Origin of the sequence: Pseudotenacibaculum sp. MALMAid0570 (genome assembly GCF_040151415.1) — a bacterium.
Taxonomy (GTDB): Bacteria; Bacteroidota; Bacteroidia; order Flavobacteriales; family Flavobacteriaceae; genus Polaribacter.
This window is the reverse complement of sequence record NZ_JBDKWF010000043.1, coordinates 37029-56421: the sequence shown is the minus strand read 5'-3', so window position 1 is coordinate 56421 and position 19393 is coordinate 37029. Positions and strand designations below refer to the sequence as shown.

Here is a 19393-nt window from a genome sequence, read left to right as displayed (position 1 = left end):
AGAATTATGAAACTTTGGGATAAAGGGTTTTCAATAGACCAGCAAATAGAACAATTTACGGTAGGGAATGATAGAGAGATAGATTTATTCATTGCTAAATATGATATACAAGCTTCGATAGCGCATGCTAAAATGTTGGCATCTATCAATATTATAAGTTCAGAAGAGCTACAGCAATTAGAAGAAGGGCTGAAAAAACTAACAGATCAACTAGAAGACGGAAATTTTGTTATAGAAGACCAGTTTGAAGATGTGCATTCAAAAATAGAATTTGAATTAACACAACACTACGGTGAAGTTGGAAAGAAAATTCATACAGCGAGATCAAGAAATGACCAGGTCTTGGTGGCTTTGCATTTATACTACAAAGAGAACTTAACAGAAATAAAGACGTTGGTAAGAACTTTTTTTGATACACTATTAAGTTTATCAGAAGTACATAAAAGTGTCTTATTACCTGGTTATACGCATCTACAAGTGGCAATGCCTTCCTCTTTTGGATTGTGGTTTTCAGCATATGCAGAAACATTAGTTGATGATATTTACTTATTGAATGCAGCCTTACAATCAGTAAATCAAAACCCTTTAGGATCTGCTGCAGGATATGGAAGTTCTTTTCCCATTGATAGAGAATCAACAACACAAGAGTTAGGCTTTGAAACCTTAAAATATAATGTGGTCGCTGCACAAATGAGCAGAGGTAAAAATGAAAGAACTATAGCGGCGGCCCTTGGAGGCATTGCAAATACCTTATCTAGGTTTGCTATGGATATTTGTTTGTACATGAGTCAGAATTTTGGATTTGTTTCTTTTCCAAATGAATTAACAACAGGAAGTAGTATTATGCCACACAAAAAGAATCCTGATGTTTTTGAGTTAATAAGAGGTAAATGCAATAAAATACAAGCACTACAAACAGAAATGATCCTAATTACGAACAATCTACCAAGTGGTTATCACAGAGATTTTCAGTTGTTAAAAGAAAATGTAATCAGTGCCGTTGAAGAGATGAAAAACATTTTGTCAATTTTCAATTATTCAATAAAACAAATACAAGTGAAAGAATTTGATATGAATGATGAAAAGTACAAATACCTATTTACGGTAGATAATATCAATACACTTGTTGAAGAAGGTATGAGTTTTCGAGAAGCTTATCAAAAGATTGGATTAGCGGTAGAAAATGGAAATTATATTCCAGATATGACTAAAAAGCACACTCATATAGGAAGTATTCATAATTTATGTTTAGCTGAGATTGAGAATAAATTCCCCAAATGATGTAATGACTTGTTAATATGAAAATAATAGGGTCTTTACCCTTTATAAAGATAGATAATCATCAAAATCAAGCGCTTATTTTTAGGTTTTCCATAAAAATAGATTCAGAGGTTAAAAAAAGTTTTTCCGACTAAAAATTAATTATACATTTGAACCATGATTTATTCAAAGGGGCATCATAATTTTTCAGACATCACTTCCATGATGCGCTTCCCTTTTGCAATTACTACTACAATCATTACAATTACCCTTTAGGGGGTTGTTTTTCACATATCATATTCAGGTTACATATAGTTTTTCAAAACAGAAAGACTATTTAGAAATAAGATTATAATTCTTTACAAAAAAATAAAATGAAAGTTTTAAAATTTGGCGGAACATCCGTAGCAAATTCAGAAAATATTTTAAAAGTCCTCAATATTGTTTTGGAGACATCTCAAGATCAGAAATTACTAGTAGTAGTTTCAGCTATGGGTAAAACTACAGATGCATTAATTAATGCAGCTAATTTAGCAACTCAAAAAAAGAAAGATTATGAGAAAATTTTAGCATCCTTGCAGGAACATCACTTTGAAACCATCAAAGAGTTAATTCCAATTAAAGAGCAGAGTAGGGTAATAAGTTATGTAAAACAACTATTTAATCAGTTAGAAACTATTTATGAAGGTTGCTATTTATTACAAGAACTTACACCAAAGACTTTAGCTAAAATCACCAGCTTTGGCGAGCTCTTATCGTCATTTATTATAGCCGAAGCTGCTAAAAAGAAGATGAATGCTTCTTATAAAGACAGTAGAGAATTGATTGTTGCTTCTGATGATTACAATAATGCATTAGTCAACTTTAGTAGTACCAATAAAAACTGTAAGGATTTTTTTGAAAATCATCAAGCAACAGTTACTATTTTACCTGGTTTTGTAGCAAGAACAATAGAAGGAAAAACTACAACTTTAGGTAGAGGAGGATCTGATTATTCTGCTGCAATCTACGCAGCTGCTTTAGATGCGAAAGAATTACAAATATGGACTGATGTGAGTGGAATGTTTACTGCCAATCCTAAAATTGTAAAACAAGCTTTTGAAATTCCACATATTTCCTATCAAGAAGCAATGGAGCTCTCTCATTTTGGAGCTAGCGTTATTTATCCGCCAACGATACAACCTGTATTGCAAAAAGAAATACCTATACTTATTAAGAATACGTTTCAGCCAGAAGATAAAGGAACATTGATTACCAAAGAAACGAGTCAAAACAAACCTGTTAAAGGGATTTCACACATAGATAATATTGCTTTGTTAACTCTAGAAGGAATAGGAATGGTTGGAATTCCAGGTTTTTCTAAACGTTTCTTTGAAGCACTTTCTTTACATAAAGTAAACGTAATTCTGATTACACAAGCTTCCTCTGAGTTATCAATTTGTTTAGCAATAAATGAAAGTGATGCAAAGAAAGCCAAAGAGGTTGTTGATGAGGTATTTGCTTATGAAATTCAACTTAAAAAAGTAAAACCTGTTTTGATAGAAGGTGAAATGAGTATTATCGCTCTTGTAGGAGACAATATGAAAAGCCACCAAGGATTAAGTGGAAAAATGTTTAGTTCTCTCGGAAAAAACAATGTCAATATTAGAGCAATTGCGCAAGGAGCTTCAGAAAAGAATATTTCAGCAGTTATAGAGAAAAGCGATACAAAAAAAGCACTGAACACACTTCATGAAAGGTTCTTTGAAGAGCGAATAAAACAACTAAATTTATTTGTAACAGGAGTAGGTAATGTTGGAGAGCGTTTTTTAGCACAACTCCAGCAGCAAAAAGATTATTTAAGAAAGAACTTAAAATTGAATCTTCGAGTAATTGGTATTTCCAATTCAAGAACTATGAATTTTAATGAAGAAGGAATTCAACTAGAAGAATGGAAAGAAGTATTACAAAAAGGAGAAAAAGCTAGCTTGGATGGATTTTTAGAAAAAGCAAAAACAATTAATCTTCGTAATAGTGTCTTTGTAGATAACACAGCTAATGAAAAGGTTTCTCAAATGTACGAGTCTTATTTAAAACATAATATTGCTGTAGTTACTTGTAACAAAATTGCTTGTGCATCAAGTATAGAAAATTATAGAACATTAAAATCTGTTTCCAGAAAGTATAATGCTCCATTTCTTTTTGAAACCAATGTTGGTGCAGGTCTTCCTATTATAGATACTTTAAAAAATTTAATTGCTTCCGGAGATAGAGTTCATAAAATACAAGCTGTTTTATCAGGAAGCTTAAACTTTGTATTCAATAATTTTAATGATCAGGTTACATTTCATGATATAGTTTCAAAAGCTCAAGAAGAAGGATATACAGAACCAGATCCTAAGATCGACTTAAGTGGTGTGGATGTTGCTAGAAAAATTTTAATCTTAGCTAGAGAAAGCGGATACGAATTATCTTTAGAAGATATTCACAACAACTCTTTCTTACCGAAAGATAGTTTAGAAACTAAAGACAATGAATCTTTTTACTCTTCTCTGGAGAAGAATGAACCGCATTTTCAAAACATTTACAAAGAAGCAAATGATAAGAATTGTCGCTTAAAATATGTAGCTGAATTTTCAGAAGGAAAAGCCAATGTAGGATTACAACATATAAATCCTTCTCATCCTTTTTATAACCTTGAAGGAAGTGATAACATTGTGTTATTCTATACAGACAGATATCCTCAACAACCTTTGATTATAAAAGGCGCAGGAGCAGGAGCAGAAGTAACAGCTTCTGGTATCTTTGCTGATGTGATTAGGATAGGGAATGTTTAAAAGAGAAAAGATGGAAGAAATAAAGTTATTTACGCCAGCAACTATTGCAAACGTGTCTTGCGGATTTGATATTCTTGGATTATGCTTAGATACAGTTGGAGATGAAATGGTACTTCGTAAAGTTGCTAAAAAAGGAGTTTGTATTACCAAAATTGTTGGGCAAGATCTTCCTTTAGAAACAGAAAAAAATGTAGCGGGAGTAGCAGTGTTGAGTTTGCTGAAAAACATTGATATTGATTTTGGTTTTGAAATAGAAATCTATAAAAATATTAAGCCTGGAAGCGGAATAGGAAGCAGCGCTGCGAGTGCAGCAGGCGCTGTATTTGGAGTTAATCAATTATTAGGAAATCCATTTTCTTTAAAAGAATTAATTCCATTTGCTATGGATGGAGAAAAATTGGCGAGCGGAACAGCTCATGCAGACAATGTTGCTCCAGCCTTGTTAGGTGGATTTACATTAGTAAAAAGTTACGCTCCATTAGAAGTAATTAAGATCCATTGTCCTGAAGAATTGTATGCAACAGTTATTCATCCACAAATTGAAGTGAAAACTGCAGATTCGAGATCGGTTTTAAAACAGAATGTACCTCTAAAAACTATGGTGAAACAAATGGGTAATTTGGCTGGTTTGATTAGTGGTTTGTATACAGAAGACTACGATTTGATAGGAAGCTCCTTACACGATGTAATTATTGAGCCTCACCGATCTATTTTAATTCCAGAATTTCAGAGATTAAAAGAGGTTTCTAAAAAAGCCGGAGCTCTAGGAAGTGGAATTTCTGGTTCTGGGCCTTCTGTATTTGCCTTAAGTAAGGGAAAAGAAATAGCAAATAAAGTTGCAAAAGCAATGACTCAAGTATATGAAAATATTCAAGTCGATTTTGATATTCATGTTTCTAAAGTCAACCAAAATGGGATGAAAGTTTTATAAAGAGAAAAGAGAAAAGAGAAAAGAAAGATGAATAAAGAATACCGATGAAGAAAAAAATATTTTCACCTAAACACCTAAACACCTAAACACCTAAACACCTAAACACCTAAACACCTAAACACCTAAACACCTAAACACCTAAACACCTAAACACCTAAACACCAAAATGAACTATTACAGTTTACATCATAATTCACCAAAGACTTCTTTTCAAGAGGCAGTTATTAAGGGAATTGCTCCTGATCGAGGTTTGTATTTTCCAGAATCAATTTCACCGATTTCAAAAGAAATTATAGAGAACATTCAAAATTATTCTAATGAAGAAATCGCTTATGAAGCTATGAAACAATTTGTAGGAAACGAAATTCCTGAAGATGTCTTAAAAAAGATTATTAAAGAGACAATTTCGTTTGATTTTCCTGTTGTTCCTATTCATGAAAATACTGCAACGTTAGAATTGTTTCACGGACCAACAATGGCTTTTAAAGACGTAGGAGCCAAGTTCATGGCAAAATGCTTAGAGTACTTTAATCAAAGTTCTGAAGAAGAAGTGACAGTTTTGGTTGCTACTTCTGGAGATACTGGAGGGGCAGTAGCAAACGGATTTTTAAATGCGAAAGGAGTTAAGGTTGTAATTCTTTATCCTAGTGGTAAAGTTAGTGACATTCAAGAAAAACAGCTTACTACCTTAGGAAGCAATATTACAGCTTTAGAGGTTGATGGTGTTTTTGATGATTGTCAGAATATGGTAAAAACAGCATTTTTAGATGATGAAATTTCTAGAAAATTAACATCGGCAAATTCTATTAATGTAGCTCGTTGGCTGCCGCAAATGTTTTATTTCTTTTTTGCTTACAAACAAGTGGCGCATTTAAATAAAGAAATAGTGTTTTCGGTTCCAAGTGGTAATTTTGGGAATATTTGTGCTGGAATTGTTGCCCAAAAACTAGGTTTGCCTATCAAACATTTTATAGCAGCAACTAATGTAAATGATACAGTACCCAACTATTTAGAAGATGGGAATTATAACCCAAAGCCTTCTAAAGCAACCATCTCTAATGCAATGGATGTTGGAGACCCAAGTAATTTTATTCGCATTAAGGAATTGTTTAATAGCGATTTGGAGACCATAAAAAAACATTTTTCCTCCTATAGTTTTTCTGATGAACAGACTAAAGAAGTAATGAAAAAAATATATAATGAAACAAGTTATGTTGCAGACCCACATGGAGCTGTGGGATATCTTGGACTTGAAAAACATGGCCTGTCCAGTAATGAGTTAGGAATCTTTTTAGAAACTGCGCATCCAGTAAAATTTCTTGATGTGGTTGAAGATACTTTATCTGTACAAGTTGAAATACCTAGTCAAATTCAAAAAGTGATGGATAAAGAAAAGAGAGCGATTTCTGTAAAGTCTTATGAGGATCTAAAGCAGTTTTTGAATTTTGGATAGATTTATTATTGAGCTTAAGTTTTAAGTGTTTGGTCTTTAGTTATTTACCATTCATCTAAAAACAGTGAAACGTTCCGTATTCTAAGACGATCTTTAGGCTATAATAACCAACAAAATTTTTATCATGGCTGTACTTATCGAAAATCAAAACAATGTTTTTTATGCAAAAGGAGAAATCAACCAATTGAATGCGAAAATTCTAAAAATGTATATCGAATCGCAATTCCGAAAATTTAATAGAGTGATCCTAAACATCAACGACGTAAGTAAAATTGATAAGAGTGGTATTTCTATTTTAACCTCACTCTACTATACATCAATTTCTAGAGGAAAAAGCTTTTCAATTATAGGATACGGATGCAAAGATATTTATGATGAGTTTTTATTGTCTGCTTAAGTTTCCTCATTGTAGAAAACCTTATAGTAGTGCATTTTGCGCTCTTCATCAAATCCTTTTTCGATGTTGTCTTTTACGGTGTCACCATCACTAATGTCTAGTTTGATTTGAATTTTAGTATCTAAATTAATCTGATTCTTTATTTTCCTTTTCTCTTTTTTAAGTGTAGGAATTGATACGTTAAAATGTTCTTGTAAATCAACATTGTTCTCTTTGTTGTATTGTATTTTAAAATTGTCGTAAGAATCAACAACATCAAAAGGAGAGAGCAGCTCTTGCTCTAATAAATCTTTGGTAATTACCTCATGATCATTAAATAATTGAACACCTTGACTCATAAATTCTTTTTGAACAAACGTATCATTATTTTCAACCATAGTGTTAGAAAACGTAGATAGTAAATTTAAGTGATGCTTTGTTTGATAAGAATCATTCATAACTTCCTCTAAATCTAAAAAGGCTTTTTTCCAATAATTGGCATCATAGCTATTGTTATCAATAGAAATTACTCTATAACCATCAGATTGTTCTGTGTTTAGAATTAGGCAACCTTTATCAACCTTCTGAAGTTTTACTCCTTTACCAATCGTAAAATCTAGATCACCCTCAACCAGATTGAATTTCAAGTAATCAATCTTTTTTTCAATTTTAAAAATACCAATAGCATCAGTTGTAATCTCTTGAAACTGTAGTTCTTGAAAATGAACTACAAATAATTCCCCCGTTTTTATCTGGGGATGATTAGACTTTTCATATAAATGATTCAAGATGTTATTTGAATAGTCTATAAAACTAATCTCTTTATCAAAAAACTTAGTACTACTGTCATAAATCGTATTATAATCTAAACTTACGTGATGTGTAAATTTCATTAAATCTTGACTCGATCTGATTGAGCTTAAAAAGAAGCTTTTCAAAAGAGTTTCTTCATCTTCTGTTAAAGGAATTTCCTCACTAGTACTATAGTTTAACTCTTGACTTAATTTATTTCCTACTCTTTGTAAAGTTGCCCTAGATATGAATGCGTTGGTTGTTTTAAGCATGCCTAAATTTTATAGCCAACAAACATAAAAAAAGCACCACATTTGTAGCGCTTTTGTTTATAATTATTTAAAAAAATATGTAAAGAAAACTCTCTTACTTGACATACACAGACGTTTGCCCGTATTGAAAATGTATAGGATTGTGAGAAGGATCATTTTGGAACATGTATAAATCTTTTGGAGGTTTTTCAAATAGCATGATAATATCTGACCCGCCAAATCTAAATTTCCCAAATTCTTGCCCTTTTACAACATTCTTATTGCTTATGTTAGGAAGAGAAGAATCAGAACCATCATACATCATGACTCCTGAAACTTGACACATTCCTATAGGTAATACAACTACTTTTCCTACTTTATCACCTCCATCAAGAATAATTAATCCGCGAGCTTGGGTGAATTCATATCCTACTTTTGTATCATCAGATTCAGAATTATCTGGTGCATGAAACTGACCACCTCCTGAAACAACATTTAAATAAACTTGTCCATCAATAGGCGTAATTTCTAAAACTTTTCCTGCAATTGGTGTATGAAATCTATGATAGTCAAACGGACTTAAGAAATAATGAATAAATGTTCCTCCGTAAAAGTCTTTGGCATATTCCAAGACTCTTTTCTTTGTTTTCTCATCCATATTATCACCTGTAAGTAATTCATCAACAGTCCCAATACTATGTGTGTGTTTTAATCGCTCTCCGTCTGGTGACATTACATTTCCATCAACAATAGGATAACAAGCTTTGAAAGTACAATCAGCTGGAGAAACAACATTACTATTATCCTTTGGACAAGAAATTGGTCTCAAAGGCGATAATCCTGTTTCAGGATCAGCTCCGTTAAATTCTCTATAAAAGAATTGATTGAAGGTGGTCCAGGTAGATTTGTTTCCATTGTACCATCCCATATTGTACATAGAATCCTTTTCAAAAGAAGCTAGAGTTGCTGGAGTAAGAGATTTTTTTGTATCTAAAAATGCCCCCCATGCTTTTGCAAAGTCAACTAGCCAATCTGCAAACTCAGGATAGCTTTGCATTGTTTTGATGTTATTAGGGTCTTCTGTTAAGTTTTGATCAATAAGCCAATAAGATTGACATAATAAATCGTATACTTTTTGATTATACCCATTTTTGGTCCCATCACTAGTCCAAGCATTAGGATACTCTGGATCTCGAATCTCGTTAGGAATCAATCGAACATAATTGTCTAAATATTCGTAATAAGCTTCTGCTGAAGTAGGCCATCCTTTCCAGCCTAATTCTTTGTCAATAGCTTTGTAAAGTTCTGGATTTAGAGGCTCGATATTATTTTCAGGATCTCCGTTTTTGGAAATTTCTACGGCTTTTTGGAGTGATCTATCTAAGTCACTTTTCATTTCAGGATTTGCATCCATTAGTTTTTTTAATTTCTCTACAACTAACTTGTGTGTTTCCATAATCTTGAGGATAATTTATTTCCTACTCTGTTGAATAATAGGCTTTTCGGAATTCGCCTTTGTTCAAATTTCAGTAGATAATTAGATTTTTACTAGAGTAGAAATACCAAATTAGAAAAACAGTAAATAGTACCTAATAATTAAAAGAAGATAAAAGAGAAGAATAAAATTAAAGAAGGCCTGAGATTAAACAAACTGCTGAGCCACATTGTTGGGGGAAGGGCAATGTGCAGGCCTTCTTTATGAAATAACCAATGGTAAATCTTATTTAGGTAATAGGTTATTTTTGAGATTTAATTATACAAAACTCTAACTTTACTCAAAGTTATGATAAAAGATATTTGCGACAAATCATTTTATTAGGACAAAACATGTACAAAAACGTTTTCGTGCCTCAAAAAGAGGGGTTTAAGAAGAAATTTAGAGATTAAAAGGACTTTAAAAAGATGTTTAAATCCACATTGCTAGGGATGTTTAATTTTTTACGAAGCCTAGTTCTACTTCTATAAACAGAGTCTTTAGAGATATTTTGCATGATAGCAATGTCTTTGTTGTCTAAATTAAGTCTAATTAGAGAACATAACTTTAACTCGGTTTTGGTTAAATTTGGATGAGCTTTGAGCAAATTCTCATAGAATTCACTATTTAAAATGTCTATTCTATTTTGAAAATTCAAATTACTTTGCTCAATTTTAATACGATCTTTAATTTCTATTTCTAGGTCAGCAATTAACTCCTTGTAAGAGGCTTCATCATATTTCTTAGAGCTTTTTATTTTGCTTAGTAGATAACTTCCCCATTTTTGATTTTCAGCAATTGTATTTGCAAATAGAGTTAGATCTTTTCTTTTAAAATCAACTTCTCGCTGTAATAGTTTATTTTTTATTGTAGCAGTTTTTGCTTTTTCTTTTTCTACTAATTTTTCAGCATTTACTTTTTGTATTTTAAATTTATTTCTGGAGAATAAAAGATATAGAATTACTATAGAAACTAGTATGGTTGAAACTAATAACCAAAAATATAACTGTTTGATATTTCCTTCTTTCTCTCTAAGTACTTTTTCATTATCTAAAAGCTTTAAAATACTTTGAATGTTTACTTCATTAAATGCGTTAACTTGACTCTTCAGGAATTGTTTATCAATCAAATTTTGTTCAGAGATCAATTTGTAAGTAATATCGCTATATTTTTCAGCTTTTCTAAAGTCTTTAATCTTCAGGTATAAAGACTCCATTGTTCTTGAAAAGAGAATTTCATTGTGCAATTTGCTACCATATTCCCCTAAAGAATCCATTCTCTTCCTAGATGAAAGAAGTCGCTTTTCGGCCTTTTTATAGAATCCTAGTTCAATTTCTGATTTCCCCCATTGTAAGCTGGATCTAATCCATCGCTCTTTATCTTTATTCTTGTAAAAAACATGATTTTTTTGATACAATTCTTTCGCCATTTGATAGCGACCTTGTTCCATATAAATGAGTGCCACATTATCATTGATACTATGTCTTAGAAATTGAAAATTATCGCTTTCAGGAATTTGGGGAAGATTTCTAGCCTTATCGAAATAATACATAGCTGAATCTTTTTTCTTTAAGACTTCAGAGAAAAAAATTCCAATATTGTTATAACCAGAGAGCATGCTTTCTTCAAAGAGATAATCATTATTCTTTGGGTTTAGATATTTTTGATCAAAACGTGTTTCGTAAAATTTGAGCATTTTACGATTATAAAACAATGCACTGTCAATTTTTCCTTCTGAGATAAAAGCTTGACTAACATGTTCTGTTATGCTCGTAAGATTAAAAGGGTCCTCAAATTTTTCGGCGAAAACTAACGCTTTTTTACCTGTCCTAAGACATTCCTTAAAAACACCTTTTCTCTTAAATAGCCAATTATAATGAGTGTAAAATCCGTATGCCGCGGACTCATTGAAAGTATGAACTAGCTTTAAGTCTTTAAAATACCTTTCAAATTCATGCTCATCTTTTGTTATTTCTTGAAAAGCTAAATTGTTAGATTCACTAGCTTTATTTTGAGTATAACTAAGATGTATTGATAAAATAAACAGTATAGAAACAAGAGTCTCTTTCTCTATCAAGAAATTGATTATTGAGGTTTTATCAATTCTCTTCAGATAGAATAAACATTTCATCATAGTTGGTTTAAGTGATAAAGAGGTATGATACAAAATTACTTTTATATGTAACTAATTAAAATCTATTGTTTTATAAACTTTACAGCTCTACTTGAATCTTTCAAGAGTAATTTAGTAATATAAATACCAGGTACCAAATCACTAATGTTTAACTCTTTGAAAGAATCTGTAAAGTGTTTTACTTGTTGTCCATTTAAATTATAGATTTTAACCTCCTTTAAATTGATTAAATCACCCTTGATTTCAATGATATCATTAGCAGGGTTCGGATACAAAGTGAATAGGCTATTTAATTCCTCTTCATCTACACTTAATGTAGTGTCAACAGTAATTGTCTGTACTTGACAAACATTTGATTCTAAATTATCAGCATTAATTGCGGTTACTTTAAATTGGTATTGCCCAGATTCTGAAGTTATAACGTCATATGTTATAACATCAGCTGCAGTAGTATGTATAATTGCAAAATTTTGATCAGAAGGTCCTTTCATTTTAATTACAAAACCAGTTTCATCTGTTGAATTATCTGTCCAGTTTAAGGTGATAGTACCGTTGTTATTACTTCCTTGAACATTAGTTGGAGCTGCAGATCCAATAAGTCCATAAGTTTGAAGTATTAAATTAAATTGATCTTGAATTTGTTGAGCAAATGTTGCATCAAATTCGTTGATATATTGTTGGTAACGTGGCCATTGATAATCTGATGTTGGCATTATGGTGTTATGATAAGCTAAATAATCATCCATTGTGATAGGAGCTACATTACATTGATATCCTTCAATTAAGGCTTTCACTTCTTGACTCTTTGGCATAGATGCTAACTGGGTTTGTAGACTTGTAGAAGGCTTTAATCCCCAAAAATGCATAAACGGAGCCATGTTTTTTCCTACCGCGTTTGAGGCAGCAACAGTGTACTCATCTCTTCCAACAACAAAAGGTCGATCATTACAAACAGTGCTAGACTGTTGTACACCTGCTTGATAAAAAGCAGCTTGTGTATTTTTTAATCCATCCCAGCCAAATAATTTTACAATGTCTCCATATTTTGCATGTCCTCTAGATTGATATTTAAGCATGTCTTTGTCGCTCATTGGAACAGATAAATCAAAAGTCATAGGTAAATCTTGTCTGAAATTTGTGGTGATAATCCAATCAAAAACAGCTTCATTAAATGTAAAAGGATCCCCACCTAAATTAGCTCGACTAAAACCAAAAGCATCTTCAATAGACATGTTGTAAACTTGACTATTAGCAGCCATAGCTAAAATATGTACATTTGTTTCGGCTTCAATTTGATGACATGCTTCAGTTGTGCTCCCTGTTGCTCCATAATTTGGAGTAGGATATAATTCATTGTGCCCCATTTCATGTAGTAGGGTAAAATGCATTGGATGCTCTAATACTTTCATTGGATTCCATAATTGATTTGGATCGTTCCTCATTTCACTAATTGGAATTATTATAGGATAACCAGCTCCATAAGCTGGAGTTACAAGACGAGTGTCAAAACTGTAATATTCAGCTCGTGGTCTTGTTAAGGGCCTTCCTCCAGCGATGCTAATAGCATCCATGATAGCATCCCATCGTTGCATGATAGCGTCAGGATTATTCACACCTGCTATTTCAGCTACGGGAATAGTAAACATAAATTTGTCAGATTCAAAATCTGCCCAAGGAGCTTTGCTGTTTGCAACTTGATTTAACCAATCTGATACACTAGTTTGATTACCACTTTTATAAGAGAAAAAAGGCATTTTGATCCCATTTCCAATAGTTACATCAAAATTCCCCAAATTAGTTCCTTCAGGAACCTTGATGTAGATACCGCCTCCAAAAGGACTTGCTACAGAAATCGTAGCATTACTAGTCAATGAATATTCTGCTGAGATATCTTCAAAACGATTTATTTTTCCAATATAGGAGGGAACCATATTTCTAAAGTGAGATCCAACAATAACGGTTACTCCAGAATTTAGAACATTATTAGGAACAGTAATAGTAACAACATCTCCCGGTCTTACATAGTATCCAGTTGGACGCACCACTCTTGATTGATCATTTAATTCTGCAGCAATATCTTTATTGTATGTTCCATTTATAGATACAGTTGCAGAAGCAATATTTACTGCTGAAGGATCAACAGAACCCGGTATTACTTCATGATGTTCAAAAACTACACCTCCCATATTCTGAGCATTCCCATCTACAAATTGTGTTGCAAACACATAAGATTGAGAAAATAAAAGCGCTCGAGAATGTGTTGGTAATTCATCTTCATTATATGTTATACCATCTTGATATAGAGGAGGGTTATTGGCCTCATATGCAGAAGTAAAAGCAAATAAGTTTGTGCTTATAGAAGAGTAATCTGCAAAATATAAATTGCTTTTGATTGTTGTTAAATGTGTTAATTTATCATTATCACTTAGCGTAATAGAGCCAGAAATATCATTTGCTAATTGTGTAAAAGCTGTATTAATTTGAGTAGTCATATTTGGAACTTGATCATATATCTTTAAATTATCTAAATCAAAAACTCCATTATTTGTAGTGTTTACAGTATTATTATGACCTCCAATAGTAAAAAGATTACTTTGTATTCCTAATCGAAAGCTATTGGCATCAAACCCAGCGTTTATAGCCTCATTTTTCACTTCTTGTCCGTCTATTTCAACTTTGAAGTGTTTACTTACAAAATCAAACGTAATCTTATAATTTTTCCATTGATTAGCAGTGATATCTCCTATTGCTCCCCAATAATATCCGCCTGAAGATGTTCCGTCATCAAAAGTTAAAAGTATTTTATCAGCCCATTGTAATACAGAAAACCCTGCTTGTTCCCAAAAAGGATTTGCACTTGAACCACTACTAAAAATTATAGCAGTTGAAGTAGTAGAAGTAGTTCTATGGTCAAAAGAGAATTGGAAGTTTCTGTTGGTAATTGTGCTATTGATTGCTATTGGAAAATGAACTAAGCTACTAGAATTTCTTTTGATATATGATTTACCATTTTCAGTAAGGAAATCAATAGTACCTGTTGATGTTCCATTATGACCATTAATTTGGTCTGTTAGATCTGTGTCGAAATTGTACTCAGCAACTTGAGAATAAATGGAAAGGTGAATTAATATCAGTATTACAGATAATGGTGTTTTTAGGCGTTTCATAGTATTAGGTGTTGTTAAAAATCAATTAAGGCTTTTAGCTTAGGCTAAATTACTAAGCGTTGGATGAAAATTGCTTTTTCATATCAGGACAAAGTATGTACAGATAATATCTTTTAATGATTTTTATATAGAGATTATCAAGACATTTTTAAGAGTAGTAAACATGCGAGTAAAGCACAGCATATCTTAAATTATCTTTGATTTAGTAATATTCTTTCTTAAGAAAGAATAGGATTTTATTAAAATTAAATGATTCTAGAGATTATGTATTCAAGTAGAAAAATGGTATTGATTTTACTAATTTGTTTTGTAACCAATTCTTTGTATTCGCAACATGTTTTTGTTTCTCCCAGTGGAGATGATTCTAATAATGGAACTTCAGTCTCAAGTCCGGTAAAGACTTTTCAAAGGGCTGCTGATATTGCTAAATCTCTTGGTTCAAATGGTATTATTGTAGAGTTTTCAGGAGGTGAGTATGTATTTGAATCTACAGTAATCTTAGATGCAACATATAGCGGTATTACTTTTAGAGGTAAAGCAGGAGAGACACCAATATTTAGTTCATTAGAACAGGTAACAGGTTGGACTACTCATAGTGGCAACATCATGGTAGCCGATTTGCCTAATGGAGTAAACCGTGTTAGGTACCTACATGACGTAAGTGAAAATTGGTTAAAAAATTCAAGTACTTCTTTCTTTAGGCCAGATTTTATAGCACCTTGTGGAGGATCTGAGTGTGAGCATTGGGAAGCAGGAGCAGCACAGCAAAGGAAGACATTTGTTTTGTACCCTAATAGCTTTAGTTTACCAGATCCAACAAAGGCTAGTCAATATGATTTACGAGTGCATATGACGGCATGGCATGCTCAAGTATTACCAGTCTCCGCCATTAATACAAGTACTCGAAGAATTGATGTAGCTACACCAAGTCATTATAGCCTTGTTAATGGTGTTGATGATTTATTAACAGAATGTTGGTTGTTAAATTCCATTGAAGGTATAGATGAACCTGGAGAATGGGCTTCTATTGATGGTAAGATTTATTTATACCCTAAAAGCGGTACTTCTGATATTTATATTCCCAAGCTTCAGGAAATGATTAGAATAGATGCTGGTGGTGATGGAAATACATGGACAGGTTCTCCTGTTGAGAATATTGTTTTTGATGGAATAACTTTTACAGGATTAGATTATCGTATGAGCTTAGCAAATGATGTAATGGCACAACATGATTGGGCTATGGTAGATGTTCCAGAAGGGTTTCTTAGATTTAGAAATGCTCAAAATTGTACGGTTAAGAATTGTACTTTTACAAAAAGCGGAGCTGATGCCGTGCGATTTGATCGATATGCACAAAACATGATGGTTGATAATTGTTCGTTTAGTTATTTAGGAAAAAATGGAGTCTTGATGTCGGGTAGAGGACCTGGTTATGGTGATGTTAATAAGAACAATACAGTACAGAATAGTCATTTTAAGCAAACCTCACGAATTAAATGGGATGCTGCATCTATTCATGTAGATCAATCTTCTAGTAACATTATAAAACAGAATTATATTGAAGATACGCCATTGTCTGCAATAATTATGAGTGGAAATAGAACAGATAATATTGCAGAAATAGAAGCAAATCCAATTAATAGAGATTTCCATTTTGCTGAGGTGAGACCCGATTTAATTACTAACTGGCAGACTTCAGCTACTGAATTTTATGAGTATAATAATCTAGTAGAAGAAAACACATTTAGAGCTGTACATATTGGTACACCTGAATTAATACCAGCTGTAAGTTCCAGTGCTCCAGGTTTTACAAATGGAATGATTTATACTACAGGAAGAAAAAGTGGAGAAACTTCTACAATTCGCAAGAATTATTTTTATGATGTAGATGCATTGCCAACTTATTCTCATACTTGGGTAATATTAGGTGATGGTCACGAAGATTTTTTAGATTTTCATCAGAATATGGGATATAATCTCAATCAAATAAATGGATATGAAGACCCTCCTTTTTTTAGTAATAATTGTAATCTTCCAAATGGATGTAGAGCAAATTCTAATGTAAAGCTTAATAGTCCATATAGTGAAATGGAATGTTCTGTTTGCCAGAATCCAAGTTATTCAGGAACTATTGATTTTGATAATTCTAGTCCTAGCGGTTCTGCTTCAAGTTTGAACGATTATATTGAGATGTATAGTTTGTTATGTGGAAACTTACCCGGACCAAGTCCTTTGCCAGGTAGTTCTGAATTAAGGACAGCTTTAGCACAAAAGATTCAAGAATTTGGTGGTACAGTACCAAATTGTAGTCTTTCTACAGCAGCGGAAATACATGATACTTCTATCACTATATACCCAAATCCTGTGGACAACTTTATTCTTATTAAAAATGCAACTTCAGATTTGATAACAGATGTTAAAATTGTTTCTATTCTAGGCAAAACTATCCAAACACTAAGTAATAACTCAGGGATTAATTCAATAAACGTTTTAAATCTATCTTCTGGAATATATTTCGTGCAACTAAAATCCAAAAATAGAATAAAGAGTATTAAATTTATAAAAGAATGAAACACAGAATAATTTTTATAGCTATTCTTTCAATTTTTACAATTGAAGTTTACTCCCAGGTAGCAGATACAGTTTATAGAGATGCAAAAATTTATACAGCTAATTCTAATGATGATTTTGCAGAGGCTATGGCTATCAAAGATGGTAAAATCATTTTCATTGGTAGTAATGCCAATGTGTCTAGCCATATTGGTACTGGAACAGTTGTTTTGGGAGTTAATGGAGATTTAATTTTGCCAGGTATTCACGATGTTCATAATCACATCTTAGAGGCAAGTTCATCCATATCTAGTAGTTGTACATTAAGTAATACGGAAACAGATCCAGAAAACTTTATTTCTGTAATGCAGGCTTGTAATAACAGCACGCCTAATAATAATGGTTGGATTTTAGGCTCTGGGCATTCTATTTATACTCTTTTAGATGCAACTAGAGACCCAAAGTTAATTCTAGACGATGTATATCCGAATACACCGGCAGCTTATATGGAAGAAACTTCGCATTCCTTTTGGGTAAATACAGCAGCATTACAAGCGCTAGGGATTACTTCTTCAACTCCAGATCCTACAGGAGGACATATTGTGAAAAATCAGAATGGACAACCCAACGGAATTTTATTAGATGGAGCAGGAGATTTAATTTGGGATTTAGCATTAGCACCCAACACCGCTAATGATGATGCAAATTATTTTGGATTAAGAGATACTGGACTTCCATTATTAGCAGAAAATGGAATTACTTCTTTGGTTGAAGGTAGAACCTATTGGAAACGTAATTTTATCTCAACTTGGCAAAGATTAAAAGACAATAATGAATTAACTGTTAGAGTAGTTTTAGCACCTTGGGTATACCCAGAAGATAATGATAATACTCAAATAACTCAATTACAAAATTTATACAATACAGGTGATGATTTGTTAAAGGTCACTCAAATAAAGTTGTACAGTGATGGGATAACTATTAATGCTACTGCTGCGTTACATGACCCTTATAATGATAATTTGGGATTCCCTTTTACTACAGGATTAAACTATATAACTCAGGCAAGAATGACCAATCTAATTACTTCTTTAGAAACAGTAGGATATGATTTTTTCATCCATGTAATTGGAGATAGAGGTACTACAGAATCTTTAAATGCAATTGAGTCTGCTAGAAATACAAATGGAGATATTGGTGCAAGACACCGATTAACACATTTAGAAATTGTAAGAGCTTCCGATTTCCCAAGATTCAACACTTTAAACGTTACTGCCGACATGCAAGTAGCTGGTGATTTCACAAATCCTTCTAATTGGAATGAAATTGAGTTCTTAGTTGGGGCTTCGAGAGCCGATAATTTAATTCCATTAAAATCTTTAAACAATGCAAATGCAAGAATAACATTAAGTAGTGATTACGATGTTAGCGCGTTAAATCCATTTGTGGGAATGCAGAATGCTTTAACTAGATCTCCACAAGAATTACCAGATGTACAAACGGTAGTGAAAGCTTATACTATAAACGGAGCATACTCAATGAGAAGAGAAACAGTGACAGGTAGTTTGGAGGTAAACAAATATGCTGACTTTATTGTAGTAGATAGAGACATATTTACAATTCCTGCCAATCAAGTTGCTCAAACTAATGTTTTACTAACTGTTCTAGGTAATCAAGAAATTTATAGAGAGAATGGATACACTTTGAGCAATGAAGATATAAGTGAGGCGGGTGTTAAATTAAATGTATATCCTACAATAGTAAATGATTCATTGAATGTTAAAATCTCTAATTCTAATGATACTTACAACTTGAAAATATTTAGTTTGAAAGGAGACTTAGTAAAACAAAAAAGATTAGGTGATGATAATACATTAACAATAGATGTTTCTAAGTTTAGCGAAGGGGTATACATTGTTAAAGTAATATCTGAAAGTAAAAAAACTACGCTGAAAACAAAAAAAATAATTGTGAGTAGGTAGACTTTATTAAATCACTGAAGAATAAAAAACCGTAATTAAAATAGAAAAACCGAGATTTAATCTCGGTTTTTCTTTCATAGCAATTTTTTACCTCTTTAGTGAATCAGTGAATCTGCTTAAATTATTGGGTATATATAAACTTTTAAAGGACTAGCAAATTCACAACTCTAATGTACGGCAAACTAAATGAAAAATAGCCCTAAGCTA

11 protein-coding genes are annotated in these 19393 nt (G+C 32.3%); 7 read left to right on the top strand and 4 right to left on the bottom strand.

The annotated features are described in order from the left end of the window. Window positions 1-6 precede the first annotated feature (6 nt). The 5 genes from argH (at window position 7) to AAON49_RS01695 (ending at window position 6857) form a co-directional block, all read left to right on the top strand. Entirely contained in the window at window positions 7-1281 is a 1275-nt protein-coding gene (gene argH, locus AAON49_RS01715; protein WP_349552175.1) for an argininosuccinate lyase, read from the top strand. Between the two features lie 353 nt (window positions 1282-1634). Beyond that, window positions 1635-4076, top strand: a complete 2442-nt coding sequence (gene thrA / locus AAON49_RS01710; RefSeq protein ID WP_349552174.1) for a bifunctional aspartate kinase/homoserine dehydrogenase I — start codon at window positions 1635-1637, stop codon at window positions 4074-4076. Between the two features lie 10 nt (window positions 4077-4086). Further along, window positions 4087-5007, top strand: a complete 921-nt coding sequence (locus tag AAON49_RS01705; protein ID WP_349552172.1) for a homoserine kinase — start codon at window positions 4087-4089, stop codon at window positions 5005-5007. Between the two features lie 166 nt (window positions 5008-5173). Beyond that, on the top strand, window positions 5174-6460 hold the full coding sequence (gene thrC / locus AAON49_RS01700; protein WP_349552171.1) for a threonine synthase: 1287 nt from the start codon (window positions 5174-5176) through the stop codon (window positions 6458-6460). Window positions 6461-6584: 124 nt separating this feature from the next. Further along, on the top strand, window positions 6585-6857 hold the full coding sequence (locus tag AAON49_RS01695; RefSeq protein WP_349552170.1) for an STAS domain-containing protein: 273 nt from the start codon (window positions 6585-6587) through the stop codon (window positions 6855-6857). On the opposite strand, the gene AAON49_RS01690 is transcribed toward AAON49_RS01695, so the two are convergent. The 4 genes from AAON49_RS01690 to AAON49_RS01675 form a co-directional block, all read right to left on the bottom strand. Then, window positions 6854-7900: a nucleoid-associated protein gene (locus AAON49_RS01690; RefSeq protein WP_349552169.1), complete on the bottom strand. Its 1047-nt coding sequence runs from the start codon at window positions 7898-7900 to the stop codon at window positions 6854-6856. The two genes, AAON49_RS01695 and AAON49_RS01690, sit on opposite strands and share 4 nt — an antisense overlap. A 94-nt stretch (window positions 7901-7994) precedes the next feature. Then, window positions 7995-9335: a phosphatidylserine decarboxylase gene (locus AAON49_RS01685; protein WP_349552168.1), complete on the bottom strand. Its 1341-nt coding sequence runs from the start codon at window positions 9333-9335 to the stop codon at window positions 7995-7997. A gap of 427 nt (window positions 9336-9762) precedes the next feature. Then, window positions 9763-11484, bottom strand: a complete 1722-nt coding sequence (locus AAON49_RS01680; protein ID WP_349552167.1) for a helix-turn-helix transcriptional regulator — start codon at window positions 11482-11484, stop codon at window positions 9763-9765. 65 nt (window positions 11485-11549) lie between these two features. After that, window positions 11550-14654 (bottom strand): M60 family metallopeptidase, encoded by a 3105-nt coding sequence (locus AAON49_RS01675; RefSeq protein ID WP_349552165.1) that lies wholly within the window; start codon window positions 14652-14654, stop codon window positions 11550-11552. A gap of 249 nt (window positions 14655-14903) precedes the next feature. Between AAON49_RS01675 and AAON49_RS01670 the strand changes: the two genes are divergently transcribed. Both AAON49_RS01670 and AAON49_RS01665 read left to right on the top strand, forming a co-directional pair. Then, window positions 14904-17225: a T9SS type A sorting domain-containing protein gene (locus AAON49_RS01670; protein ID WP_349552163.1), complete on the top strand. Its 2322-nt coding sequence runs from the start codon at window positions 14904-14906 to the stop codon at window positions 17223-17225. Further along, complete coding sequence (locus AAON49_RS01665) at window positions 17222-19186, top strand: amidohydrolase family protein (protein ID WP_349552162.1); 1965 nt, start codon at window positions 17222-17224, stop codon at window positions 19184-19186. The genes AAON49_RS01670 and AAON49_RS01665 overlap by 4 nt, the downstream gene beginning before the upstream one ends. Window positions 19187-19393 lie beyond the last annotated feature (207 nt).